The sequence below is a fragment of the Burkholderia sp. 3C genome (assembly GCF_054589155.1).
The window spans coordinates 321,888-333,550 of record NZ_BAAILN010000066.1; the positions used below are offsets into that span (position 1 = coordinate 321,888).

At 67.8% G+C, this 11,663-nt stretch carries 11 protein-coding genes and 1 pseudogene; 3 read left to right on the forward strand and 9 right to left on the reverse strand.

All coding sequences use genetic code 11. The annotated features are described in order from the left end of the window. The 3 genes and pseudogenes from ACYP33_RS11775 to ACYP33_RS11785 form a co-directional block, all read right to left on the reverse strand. Positions 1-157: pseudogene (locus ACYP33_RS11775) on the reverse strand (DNA-binding protein); the annotation flags it as partial. 103 nt (positions 158-260) lie between these two features. Further along, positions 261-710, reverse strand: coding sequence for a hypothetical protein (locus ACYP33_RS11780; protein ID WP_459621782.1), 450 nt, complete (start codon positions 708-710; stop codon positions 261-263). 359 nt (positions 711-1,069) lie between these two features. After that, a complete protein-coding gene (locus ACYP33_RS11785) occupies positions 1,070-1,471 on the reverse strand; it encodes a hypothetical protein (RefSeq protein WP_459621784.1) in 402 nt (133 codons plus the stop codon). A 45-nt stretch (positions 1,472-1,516) separates the two neighbouring features. On the opposite strand from ACYP33_RS11785, the gene ACYP33_RS11790 reads away from it, so the two are divergent. Next, positions 1,517-2,371 carry an alpha/beta hydrolase gene (locus ACYP33_RS11790; protein ID WP_459621786.1) on the forward strand — a complete coding sequence of 285 codons (855 nt, stop codon included), beginning with the start codon at positions 1,517-1,519 and terminating at the stop codon, positions 2,369-2,371. 29 nt (positions 2,372-2,400) lie between these two features. Here ACYP33_RS11790 and ACYP33_RS11795 read toward each other — a convergent pair whose 3' ends face one another. After that, entirely contained in the window at positions 2,401-3,702 is a 1,302-nt protein-coding gene (locus ACYP33_RS11795; protein WP_459621788.1) for an MFS transporter, read from the reverse strand. A 70-nt stretch (positions 3,703-3,772) separates the two neighbouring features. Then, complete coding sequence (locus ACYP33_RS11800) at positions 3,773-5,248, reverse strand: M20 family metallopeptidase (RefSeq protein ID WP_459621790.1); 1,476 nt, start codon at positions 5,246-5,248, stop codon at positions 3,773-3,775. Positions 5,249-5,369: 121 nt separating this feature from the next. Here ACYP33_RS11800 and ACYP33_RS11805 point away from each other — a divergent pair, with 121 nt between their 5' ends. Continuing rightward, on the forward strand, positions 5,370-6,266 hold the full coding sequence (locus ACYP33_RS11805; protein WP_414440046.1) for a LysR family transcriptional regulator: 897 nt from the start codon (positions 5,370-5,372) through the stop codon (positions 6,264-6,266). A 59-nt stretch (positions 6,267-6,325) separates the two neighbouring features. Here ACYP33_RS11805 and ACYP33_RS11810 read toward each other — a convergent pair whose 3' ends face one another. The 4 genes from ACYP33_RS11810 to mreB all read right to left on the reverse strand — a co-directional run bounded on the left by ACYP33_RS11810 (position 6,326) and on the right by mreB (position 11,127). After that, positions 6,326-6,814, reverse strand: a complete 489-nt coding sequence (locus tag ACYP33_RS11810; protein ID WP_459621792.1) for a VOC family protein — start codon at positions 6,812-6,814, stop codon at positions 6,326-6,328. A 451-nt stretch (positions 6,815-7,265) separates the two neighbouring features. Next, the gene (locus ACYP33_RS11815; RefSeq protein WP_459621794.1) at positions 7,266-7,520 is read right to left on the reverse strand and encodes a hypothetical protein; all 255 of its coding nucleotides are present in this window, start codon (positions 7,518-7,520) and stop codon (positions 7,266-7,268) included. Between the two features lie 148 nt (positions 7,521-7,668). Continuing rightward, complete coding sequence (locus tag ACYP33_RS11820; RefSeq protein ID WP_414446709.1) at positions 7,669-9,951, reverse strand: amylo-alpha-1,6-glucosidase; 2,283 nt, start codon at positions 9,949-9,951, stop codon at positions 7,669-7,671. A 141-nt stretch (positions 9,952-10,092) separates the two neighbouring features. Then, the gene (gene mreB / locus ACYP33_RS11825) at positions 10,093-11,127 is read right to left on the reverse strand and encodes a rod shape-determining protein MreB (protein WP_459621796.1); all 1,035 of its coding nucleotides are present in this window, start codon (positions 11,125-11,127) and stop codon (positions 10,093-10,095) included. Between the two features lie 321 nt (positions 11,128-11,448). Here mreB and ACYP33_RS11830 point away from each other — a divergent pair. Continuing rightward, the coding region (locus tag ACYP33_RS11830) for a hypothetical protein (protein WP_459621797.1) at positions 11,449-11,663 on the forward strand (215 nt) is incomplete at its 3' end.

Here is an 11,663-nt window from a genome sequence, read left to right on the forward strand (position 1 = left end):
GCTGCACCTCGGCGCGCTGCGCGACCTTGCGCATCGACGACACCGCCACCTCGTCCGGATGGTCAATCAGGAACGCCGCGCCCACCTGGAACTGCGGACTCAGCTCGGAGAATTGCGCGCGAATCAGGGCGGCGAGTTCGTCGAAATCGGCAGGCATCGTGGCGAGGGGCGGAAAACGGGCGCCCATGGTACACCGGGCGGGGCGCGGCTGCCGACGCGCTGCCGGCCGCCAGATGGCGGCGATCCCGGTGTCGGCCGCGTCACCCGGCGCGCATCGCCGAATTTGCCACCGGCCCGGCGCGCACGTGGTGCTGCGTGGTGCCATTTCCCGGCGGCGGACACGTGCCGCATCGCAAGGTGAAGGCCAAGGTGCTGGAAACGATTTCGACGTTCCTCGGCGTGTCCGACACAGCCAGCCTGAAGGTTATCCACAGAAAATGTTGGCAAGCTTGTGGATGACCTGCGCATGGTTTTTCCAATTCCTTGAATAACATCAGATTTTTCTCTTGAAAGACGGTTTCGACAGGCGCCGCGCCGCAGGCCATCTTGTCCACAGATTTTGTTGGCAAGCTTGTGGATATCCTTTCTGGCTTCTCGCCAATACCTTGATTCGATAGGGGTATTTTCAAAAATGCCGGGTTTGGGCAGCGGCTTTCGCACCGGGCCTGCGACCGGTTTCGACAGCCGCGTCGAGAAAAAAGCGTTTCCAATCAACAGTCCGCCGGCCTGCTGGTTGCGCAGGCAACCGGTTGCCGCCCGGCTTGCCAGGCCTGCCGGGCGATCCCGACACCCCCCATCCATCCCGCGAATCACCCGCTGCATCGCCTGAAACCGGTCCGGTCCTTCGCGCCGCCGGCCGCCCAGGTTGTCCACAATTTTTGTTGGCAACGTTGTGGATTTCTTTGGGCAATACGTCCCAAGCCTTTGATCCCGCTATCTTTTTTCTCATGCGTCACGAATGTGGCAGTGCCTGCCTCGCCAAGGTGCAACCGAGGTTGTCCACAGTTTCTGTTGGCAAACTTGTGGATTACCTGCGCGTCTGCGGCGCAAGGCATTGATCCGACACGGTTTACCGCGCGACGTCGCGGAAACGGCAGGTGTCGGCCGCGGCAGCGAAACCGGCGGGAGTCGAACGCACCGGGGGCCGGGGCCGGGCAGCGGTGCGCCGGCCGCGAACGGATAGCGCCGAAACGGCGCGCGCGGTGGCGTCGGTGGCGTCGGTCACGTCGCGACGATCCAGCGGCCGATGCGGCAGTTCGATCCGGCGTGGGCGCAATGCCTGGAACAGCAGTTCGACAGCCAAGCCGTCACGGCCCTTGTCCTGGTAGTCCACCGGCATCCTGACCACCAACACGATCAGCTCGCGCAACAGTGTTTTCGCGCCTGCAGAACAGGGCATCGCCTCATCGAGATGGTTATTTGCGCTCGCACAGACCATCGCACGTCGCCGATGAATTGCGACGTGAAGCACGCCACATACTCACTGCTCCACAAACCGTTTCCAATGAGGTTGAATATGCTGGTTTACCGCAACTTCGATCAAGCCGCACTCGACAAGCAATACAACATGCGCTTGCGCATTCCCGATCATCCGGCGATCTTCGATCGTTGGGCCAAGACGAGCGCCACGTTTCGCCGCGAGCACGCGGTGCATGAAGAAGTGCGTTACGGCACGGCGGACATGCAGGCGCTCGATTTCTTCCCCGCGCGCGATCGCGGGCGCCCCGTGCTGGTGTTCATCCACGGCGGCTACTGGCAGTCGCTCGACAAATCGGATTTCAGCTTTGTCGCACGGCCGTATCTGGCGGCGAACTTCAACGTGGCGGTGGTGGGCTACCGGCTCGCGCCGTCGGTGCGAATGGGCGACATCGTGCGCGACAACGCGCTCGCCGTCGCGCATCTGTACCGCCATGCCGACGCGCTCGGTTTCGATCGCGACGCGATCTTCGTCTCGGGCAGCTCGGCCGGCGGCCACCTGACGGGCGTGCTGGCCAGCCTCGATTGGGCGCCGTACGAGGTACCCGCCGATATCGTCAAGGGCGCGTGCGCGCTCAGCGGGCTTTACGATCTGGAGCCGATCCGGCTGTCCTATCTGAACGAAGCGGTGCGGCTCGATGCGCGCGAAGTGGCCCAATACAGCCCGAAATTTCACCTGCCGGCCGCGTCGCTGCCGTTCATCCTGACGGTGGGCGGCGACGAGACGGACGAGTTCCACCGCCTGCTGGCCGAATACCAGACGCGGCTGAACGCGCACGGCCTCGACGTGCAGATCGTGCGCCAGCGCGACGGCCATCACTTCGGCGCGATCGACCGGCTCGGCGAGGAAGGCCATCCGCTGTCGCAAGCTGTGATCGCAATGATGCAAGGCTGACGGCAGGCCGCGCTCGCGGCCGCGGCCGCTCAGGCCGCCACCGCTCGATCGAGCTTCGGCGGCCGCAGGCGGCTGACCGACGCGAGCGCGGCGAGGCTGATCATGGCGGTGGCCATCAGGTAGAAGCTCGGCGCGCTGCGGTTCGCCGTGGCGCTGACGAGCCACGTGACGATGGCCGGCGTGAAACCGCCGAACACCGTCACGCCCACGTTGTAGCCGACCGACATGCCGGTCGAACGGGTGGCGGCCGGGAAGATCTCCGACATCAGCGCGGGCAGCGCGCCGAAGTAGATCGACTTCAGCAGCGCGAGCCAACCCACCAGCGCGAACAACGCCGGCACCGACCCGTGCGACACGGCATACGAAAACGCCGGATACGCGCTCAACAGAAACAGCACCGCCACCACGGTCATCTGCTTGAGACGGCCGATGCGATCGGACAGATGGCCGGCGAACGGCGTGACGACAGTGAGGATCACGCCACCGGCCATGGTGGCCGCGAAGCTGGCCGAGGCCGGCAGATGCAGCTCGCGGATCGCGAACGTCGGCAGGTATTGCAGCATGTAGTTGACGGCCGTGGATACCGTCAGCGCGCCGATCGAAATCAACACCATCTTCTTCTGCTTCGAGAACACGTCGCGCACCGGCGTTTCGGTTCGCACGCCTTCGGTGAACGCGGGCGCGTCCTCCAGGAAACGGCGCAGGTACAGCCCGAGCGGCCCGATCAGCAAGCCGAAGAAAAACGGCACACGCCAACCCCACTCCGCCAGATCGGCCGGCGACAACAGCTTCGCCAATCCGAAACCGAACGATGCGGCCAGCAGCGTCGCGAGGCCCTGCGTGGCGAACTGCCAGCTCGCGAGAAAGCCGCGCCGATGCGGCGCATGCTCGATCAGCATCGCGGTGGACGCGCCGAATTCGCCGCCGGCCGAGAAGCCCTGGATCAACCGCGCGGCGAACACGCCGAGCGGCGCGGCCAGCCCGATGCTCGCGTAGGTGGGAATCAACGCGATGATGCCGGTGCCGATCATCATCAACATGACCGACACCATCAGCGCCGCCTTGCGGCCGCGCCGGTCGGCATAGGCACCGAGCACCACGCCGCCAATCGGGCGCACCAGGTACGACGCGCCGAACGAGCCGAACGTCAGCAGCATCGAAGCCGTTTCGTTGGTCGCCGGGAAGAAGTGCTTGCCGATATAGATCGCGAAGAACGCGTAGATCGCGATGTCGAACCATTCGAGCGCATTGCCGGCGGAGGTCGCGACGACGATCTGCGTGAGGCTCAACGGTTTGCGCGCGGGCGGAGTGGAAAGCGGAGTCGGGTTCATGAGGCGCTCGATCGGTTGACGGGAACGGAGGCCGCGGCGGTGGGCGCCGCGTGACGTGGCGCGGCGCGCATCACGCGAGCGGCACGCTGGCGGATGACGCGGCAAGCCCGTCGGCAGCGGCAGCCCGGCGCGCGGCGACGATGCGCGGCGCGTCGTCGCCGAGGTCCCACCAGAGGCCCGCCATCACGCCGAGCGCTTCGCGCGCGACCGAGCCGAGCAGATGCTCGTTCGGCGCGTGCTGCGCGCAGGCCGGATACGAATGCGGCACCCACAAGGTGGGCAGGCCGAGCGTGTCGGCGAACACGTCGTTCGGCACGGTGCCGCCGAGGTTCGGCAACAGCGCGGGCCGCTTGCCGGTGGAAGCGCGCAGCGAGGCCAGCGCCCAGTCCACCCAGGGATCTTCGGGATCGAGCCGGGTAGCGGTGGCGCTCTGCGTGACGCGCACCTGCACGTCGTCGAAACCGTGCTTCGCGAAATGTGCGTCGAGGTGCGCGGCGGCGTGTTCGGCGTCGGTGCCGACCACGTAGCGCAACTGGCAGGTGGCCTTCGCCATGGCCGGGATCGCGTTGACCGGCGCGTCGGGGTTGCCGGTGCGGAACGCGAGCACTTCGAGCGTGTTCCAGGCGATCACGCGCTCGGTCGGCGTCAGACCCGGCTCGCCCCAGTCGGGGTCGATGGCCGGCGCGTTGTCGTCGCCGCCGAGTTCGATATCGGCCAGCGCGCGGCGCACCGCGTCGGACACGGGCGGCGGGCGCAGCCCCTCGACGGCGATCGCGCCACGCCGGTCGATCATGCTGGCGATGGCGTGCGCGAGCACCGTGCCGGGGTTGCGCAGCACGCCGCCCCAGTTGCCCGAGTGATGGCCGCCGTCGCGCAGCGCCACCGTCAGCTCGATCGTCACGCCGCCGCGCGAGCCGAGGAACAGCGTCGGTCGCTCGGCCGACACGCGCGGGCCGTCGGAGGCGATGAACAGGTCGGCCGCGAGCGCGCCGCGTTCGGCCGCGCACACGGCGTCCAGCCCCGGCGAGCTGATTTCCTCGCCGGTCTCGAAGATCACCTTCACGTTGAAGCCGAGCTTGCCGCCGCGCGCGTCGAGCACGGCCGCGAGCGCGGCGAAATTGATCGAGTGCTGGCCCTTGTTGTCGGCCGTGCCCCGGCCGTACCAGCGATCGCCGTCGACCGTGACCGTCCACGGCGCGAGGCCCGCGCGCCACTGGTCGTCGTGGCCGCGCACGACATCGCCGTGGCCGTAGGTCAGCACGGTCGGTAGCGCGGCATCCTCGATGCGCTCGGCGATCAGGAACGGCGCGCGCGCCGTGACCGGGTTGGCCGCCAGCCGCGACGTGAAGCCGAGCGCGGCCAGCGCGGGCGCGATTTCGTCGCTCAGGTAGGCCTGCAGCGCATCGGCCTGCGCGGCGTTCTGGCTTTCGGTGCGAAATGCGACGCGACGCGTCAGGTCGGTGAGCAGACGGCCCGAATCGTAATGTTCGAGTGCGCGCTCGATCGCTTGCTGGCGGGGGCTGGAGGGGATCTGGCCGGCTGTCATGAGGTCTCCTTGTAATCCTGACTTGAGAGGAAGTTCGGCCAGTCTAGAAACGCCATTAATTCTCAACAATTTCAAAAAATGCGCTTAGACTTGCCGAAATGGCAACGCAAGGAGGGCAACGATGCTGCATGGGATCGCGCTGAAGTATTTCGTCGAGGTCGCGCGCACCGGTTCGCTGGCCGCGGCATCGGAAACGCTGCATGTGGCGGTATCGGCGATCAGCCGCCAGATCAGCAAGCTGGAGCAGGATTTGGGCGTGTCGCTGTTCGAGCGGATGCCGCGCGGCATGGTGCTCACCCGCTCCGGCGAATTGCTCGCCGACCACGCGCGACGGGTGCTGCTCGAAGCCGACGCCGTGATGGGTGAAATCTCGGCCGGCGCGACAAAAGGCAGCGGCCTGGTACGCATCGCGTGCACCGAGGGCTTCACGCGCTCGTTCCTGCCCGGCGTGCTCGCGCGCCACCATGTGGGCGCACCGAACGCGCGCTACGTGCTGCGCGCGGGCACGCCGGCGCAGGTCGAGCACTGGGTGGCGACCGGCGAGGTGGACATCGGCATCGCGTTCTCCAGCGGCAGCGCTTCGCCGTCGCATGTCGAGTACGCGGTCAACATGCCGGTGCGCGCGCTGCTCGGGCCGTCGCACCCGCTCGCCTCGCACGACAGCCTCACGCTCGCGGACCTGCAGGCCTACCCGATCGCGCTGCTGGAGCGCAGCACCACGGTGCGCCAGTTGTTCGACCTGTGCTGCTCGGCGCGCGGCGTGCGGATCGAGCCGCTGCTGTCGAGCAACAATTCGGCGGCACTCCACGCGTTCGCGGCGCTGACCGGCGCGATCACGCTGGGCAGCGAGGTGTCGCTCAAGGGGCGGGGCGGCGGCAAGGCGCTGATCGCGCGGCCGATCGACGAGCCGTTGCTGAACCAGCGCATGCTCGAAGTCACGACGATGCGCGAACGGCGTTTGCCGGTGGTGGTAAAGGCGCTGCTGGCAGTGCTGAAGCGCGAATTGGGCGAGGTGTAACGGGCGGCGGCCACGCACCGCGGCCACGATGTACCTCGCCCGGTGCCTCGCTCAGGGCGTCAGGCCGATTGCGGCGGCATGCACTGCGCCATCGCCTCGCGGATCTGCTCGGGCGTCAGATCGCGCTGATGCGTGGCCACCGACCAGCGATGACCGAACGGGTCCGTCAACTGGCCATAGCGGTCGCCCCAGAACATATTGGTGACGGGCATAGTGAGCGTACCGCCGGCCGCGACGGCACGCGCCACCACCGCATCGACGTCCTCCACGTACAAATGCAGCGTGACCGGCGTGCCGTTCAGCCGCTGCGGGCCGAGCGCGCCGCAGCCTTCCATTTCGTCGGTCAGCATCAGCGCCGAATCGCCAATCCGCAGCGAGGCGTGCATCAGCTTGCCGTCCGGGCCGGGCAGCCGGCTGGTTTCGAGCGCGCCGAACGCGGCCTGGTAGAACGCGATCGCATCGGCCGCGCCCCGGCAGATCAGGTGCGGCGTGAGCGTGTGCATGCCTTCGGGGATCGGCTTGACGGCGGACTGGGCTTGGGCGGACATGATGCGGCTCCTTGGGTGGAAAGGACTGCGGCCGGCGGCCGGCGGCACGGCGGAAGGCGCGAACTCGCGCTCATGCCTCCACGACGCGCGACGGCAGCCGGAATCGACATCGCCGTGAAAGAATTTTCCGCTATCGTGGAGGCCCGCCAGTGGATAGCCATCGCACCACCCAAAGTTATCCACAGTTTTTGTTGGCAACTCTGTGGATATCCATTCCCTGCTCCCGCCAAGATATTGATCGAAAAAAGAATTTTTTCGGGCCTCTCGGCGCGCTCACCAATGCGTCACACCGCACATACGCGGGATCGGACCCCAACCCTCGCCGATCGCCAAGCGGGGAAACCGCCGCCACAGTAGAAAAGCCCCGGCAGCCGGGGCTTGTCGACAGATCGGGTTCGACACGCGCGGATGCGCCCCGAATTCGGGCCACATCCGGCGCGGCGTTAGCCGCTCAAGGCCGTTCGAGCCCGCCCATCAGCTCGGTGGCCTTGTCGCGCAGCGCTTCGTAGCCGGCGCGCGCATGCTCGGGCAGATCGGGATCGCCGATCAACGTGCCGAGCGTCTCGACCAGGCTGAACGCCAGCCCCCTCGCCGCACCGGCCGCGATCGACTGCGATTCGACCGAGGCATGCAGATGATCGACGGCCGCTTCCATCTGTTCCAGTTGCGCCTCGCGCGTGTCGCCGGGCTGGGAATCCTGGGTCATGATTGCCACCTCCTCGTTGTGATCTGGCGCGCCACGAACCGCGGCGCGCGACGGACCTATCGTGCCTTACGAAATGCCTTCGCGCCATCGGTGCATCCCGCAGCGGGCGCGGGCGCGTTGATCCCGCGCAGGCACCCGCCGCGAGCGCCTACAGCGCGGCCACGACCTTCACGCGACCGTTGCCGCCCTGCGCCGACGCGATCACCTGCCCGTTGACGCGGCGGAACGTCAGCGACACCGTTTCCGTACCCACCCTCAGGTTGTCGAGTTCGAGCCAGTCGATGCCGTCGGGCAGCGTGGGTTGCTCGATCCGCACCTCGCCGCGCGCCGCATCGATGCTCACGCCGAGGCAGGCCTGCAACATCATGAACGGCGAGCCGGCCGCCCAGGCCTGCGGCAGGCAGGCGACCGGGTAGGCGGTCGGCGATTCGCCGCGCCGGCGCGGGAAGCCGCAGAACAGCTCGGGCAGCCGCATGTCGAAGCTGACCGCCGCCTCGAACAGCGCGCGCAGCAGCTCGGTGGCGGCCGTCTTGTTGCCGTAGCGCGCGAAGCCGCGCGCGGCCAGCGCGTTGTCGTGCGGCCAGACCGAACCGTTGTGATAGGCCATTGGATTGAAGCGCGGCTGGCCGGCCGCGAGCGTGCGCACGCCCCAGCCGGTGCGGAACAGCGATGAATCGAGCGTGCGCGCCACCGATTCGCCGCGGCTCGCCTCGGGCAGGCCGAATGCGAGCAGGTGGCCGGCGTTCGACGCCAGCACGCGGCACAGCTCGCCGTGCCCGTCGAGCGCGATCCCGTAGAAGCCGGCTTCCGGCATCCAGTAATGCGTCTCGACCGCCTCGCGCAGCTTGCGGGCGCGTGTCGCGTATTCGGCCGCGCGCTCGGCCTCGCCGCGATGCGTCGAGAACGTCGACATCGCGTCGAACGCCGCGCACGCATAGGCCTGCACCTCGACCAGCGCGATCGGGCCTTCGGGGAAGCGCCCGTCGGCGTGGAACACCGAATCGTGGCTGTCCTTCCAGCCCTGGTTGGCCAGGCCGCGCTCGGACGTCTTCTGGTAGTCGAGCAGGCCGAGCCGGTTGCGGTCGCAGGCGCGCGCCACCCAGCCCGCCGCGCGTTCGAGCGCGGGCCAGAGTTCGTCGATCAGCGCAGTGTCGCCGGTCTGTTCGAGATAGGCGCCGGCCAGCACGACGAACAGCGGCGTGGTGTCCACCCCGCCGTAATACAGCGCGAACGGCACCTCGCCGGTGGCCGCCATTTCGCTGCGGCGGAACTCGTGCATGATCTTGCCCGGCTCGGCGTCGCGAAACGCCGACGTCTCCAGCGCCTGATGCTTGGCGAGAAAACGGAGCACGCCGCGCGCCAGCGACGGCTGCAGCCACAGCATCTGCAACGAGGTGATCACCGCGTCGCGGCCGAACGGCGTGGAAAACCACGGGATGCCGGCATACGGATAGGGGCCGGTGTCGAGCTGGGTGGTCAGCAGGCCGAGATCCGCCTGCGAACGGTCCAGCCAGGCGTTGAACAGCGGATTGCCGGTGCGCACCCGCGCGATGGTGCGGCGGCGCTCGCGCATCTTGCGGTGCACGCCCACCAGCGCGCGGCGCAGGCCGGGCCGGCCGGCCTTGGCCGGCGGCTGCTGCGGCTCGGCCGGCGCGCCGTCGCGCTCGATGCGCGCCTCGACGGTCAGGTAGATCGACACGCAGGCCTGCGCGGCGATCGTCAGCGTGTAATCGGCGCGGTCGGGCATCAGCCGCACCGGGGCCGGCGAGAAGCCGATCCGCACCGAGCGCGTCACGTCGTCGAGGCCGTGGTAGCGCAGCTTGACCTGGCCCGCGTCCACCGCCGGCTCGGACACCGTGCCGCGCTGCTCGCGCGGCGTGCCGCGCACCTCGAACATGTCGAGGAAATCGGACGCGAACGAGATCGACAGCGGCACTTCGGCGTCGGTCGTGCCGTAGTTGGTCAAGGTCAGCGCTTCGTAAAGCACGTCGTCGGCCAGCACCCGCGTGCGTTCGATGTGGATCACGCCCTCGGGCGTTTCGTGGCCGCCCAGCGGCGGCAGCGGCCGGTTGGTCAGGTGGGCGGTAAACGAGGCGTTGTCGGCGCTGGTCGCGCCCGACAGCAGCGACGGCGCGCGGCCGCCGAAGGTCAGGCGCCAACCCGACAGCACGCGCATGTCGTCGACGAACAGGCCGTCGTCGAAGCCGGAAATATCGCCGAGCGCGTCGCTGACGACGAACGCATCGCCGGATTTCAGCACATGCTGGCTGCCGCGCACGGGCTTCTGCGAGACGGGTTCGGGCGTGATGAACGGCGGCACGCCGGCCGGATCGGCGGGCGACGCGCCTTGTAGGGCGGAGGAAACGGAGGATGTTGCGACGACGGCCTCGTCGGCCGACGGGGAAGCGGGATGAGCTTGCGTTCCGGGCATTGCGACTCCTGGCTGCTGCGGTCCACGGGGAAACGGGTGCTGGCGACTGCTCGCACCCCGATTCGCCACAGCATAGGCCAGAACGGCCCCGGTTCGCAGTTTCGCGCCAACCCGGTCAGGCGGCGCGAAACGCGTGCCGGATCAGTGATCGAGATCCATCACGAGGCGGCCCATCGCCAGGCCCGCGCCGCGCACCGCGCAACTGAGCGGCTGGTCGGCCACCCGCACGGCCAGGCCGGTTTCCTCGGACAAACGGCGATCGAGGTGAGCAAGCAGCGCGCCGCCCCCGGTCAGCACGATGCCGCGATACGCGACGTCGGTGACCAACTCGGGCGGGGCATTTTCGAGCACGTCCTTCACGGCGCTGACGACCTGGTTGAGCGACACGGCGAGCGCCTCGGCCACGTCGTGATTGGACAGCTCGATGGTGCGCGGCAGGCCGTCTTCCACGCCGCGCCCGACCGCGCGCATCGATTCGCGCGGCACCGAACCGCTTGCCGAACCGATGTGCTTCTTGACGTGCTCGGCCGTCTGCTCGCCGAGCATGACGTTGTAGATGCCGCGCACGTGATTGATGATGTCGTCGTCGAATTGATCGCCGCCCACGCGAATCGAGTGCTGATACACGGTGCCGCCCAGCGACACCACGCCGACTTCGGTGGTGCCGCCGCCGATGTCGACCACCATCGAGCCGACCGCCTCGGTCACGGGCAGGCCCGCGCCGAGCGCGGCCGCGAGCGACTTGTCGATCAGGTTCACGCGCGACGCGCCGGCCGCGCCGGCCGCCTCGCGCAGGGCGCGGCGCTCCACGGCGGTGGCGTTGTACGGCACGCAGACGGTGAATTCCACGCGACGCCCGAACAGCGAGCGCGCATGCGACATGCCGACGAACTGGCGGATCATCTGCTCGGCGGCCGGATAGTGGGCGATCACGCCATGCCGCAACGGCCGCACCGCATGCAGATGCTCGGGCACGCGGCCGATCAGCGCCTTGGCGAGATCGCCCACGGCTTCGACGCGTGCTTTATCGAGATGAGTATCCGATTTACGGAAACACACGACCGACGGCTGATTCAGCACGATGCCGCGTTCCTGCGTGTAAATCAGCGTGCTCGCGGTGCCTGGATCGACCGCGACGTTATTAGAGAAAAGCCTGCCCAGAATGGGTGTCGACATGGATGAGCCTTTACTTGCAGACGTGCCGAAGCTCGTGAATCGCGGCCATACCCGGCATTTCCCCGCGCCGGTGCTGCTCCGATGGCAGCCTGCGCGCATCGAATGGCGATGCGTCAGCGAGAGGCAGTTTCTACTGTAGGCAATTCGCGGTCAATGGAGAATATTCCGATAATGCAATTATCAATCTGACGCATCGCTTGGGAGTCCGTCCTATTTCGGAATCGATTGCCGATTGACGCACACCGCAATGCCTGTACCCTCTCGTCTCGCCATTGCGCGTCACGCCGCGCCGGGCCTGGCCAATCCGCTATTCGAACCACGATGAAACACGTCGCCCGATTCCCGTTCCACGGGGCCGTCACCGCTGCCATGCCGATTCGCGCCGTTGCGCCGGCGCGTCAATCCGCCGCTCAAGTTTGGCCGCCCACACTCGGTTCGCGCCTTGCATTCGTTTCGACCGTACTGGCGCTGCTCGCCGCCCTCGCCCTGCTGGCGGCCCGGCCCGCCTTGGCCGTCGAGCCGGCCGGCGCCCCGGC

What these genes read in the sequence shown, in the direction of transcription:
- mreB (WP_459621796.1), bottom strand. Translation starts at nt 11,127, where the DNA reads ATGTCGACACCCATTCTGGGCAGGCTTTTCTCTAATAACGTCGCGGTC.
- ACYP33_RS11800 (WP_459621790.1), bottom strand. Translation starts at nt 5,248, where the DNA reads ATGACAGCCGGCCAGATCCCCTCCAGCCCCCGCCAGCAAGCGATCGAG.
- ACYP33_RS11795 (WP_459621788.1), bottom strand. Translation starts at nt 3,702, where the DNA reads ATGAACCCGACTCCGCTTTCCACTCCGCCCGCGCGCAAACCGTTGAGC.
- ACYP33_RS11805 (WP_414440046.1), top strand. Translation starts at nt 5,370, where the DNA reads ATGCTGCATGGGATCGCGCTGAAGTATTTCGTCGAGGTCGCGCGCACC.
- ACYP33_RS11815 (WP_459621794.1), bottom strand. Translation starts at nt 7,520, where the DNA reads ATGACCCAGGATTCCCAGCCCGGCGACACGCGCGAGGCGCAACTGGAA.
- ACYP33_RS11820 (WP_414446709.1), bottom strand. Translation starts at nt 9,951, where the DNA reads ATGCCCGGAACGCAAGCTCATCCCGCTTCCCCGTCGGCCGACGAGGCC.
- ACYP33_RS11810 (WP_459621792.1), bottom strand. Translation starts at nt 6,814, where the DNA reads ATGTCCGCCCAAGCCCAGTCCGCCGTCAAGCCGATCCCCGAAGGCATG.
- ACYP33_RS11790 (WP_459621786.1), top strand. Translation starts at nt 1,517, where the DNA reads ATGCTGGTTTACCGCAACTTCGATCAAGCCGCACTCGACAAGCAATAC.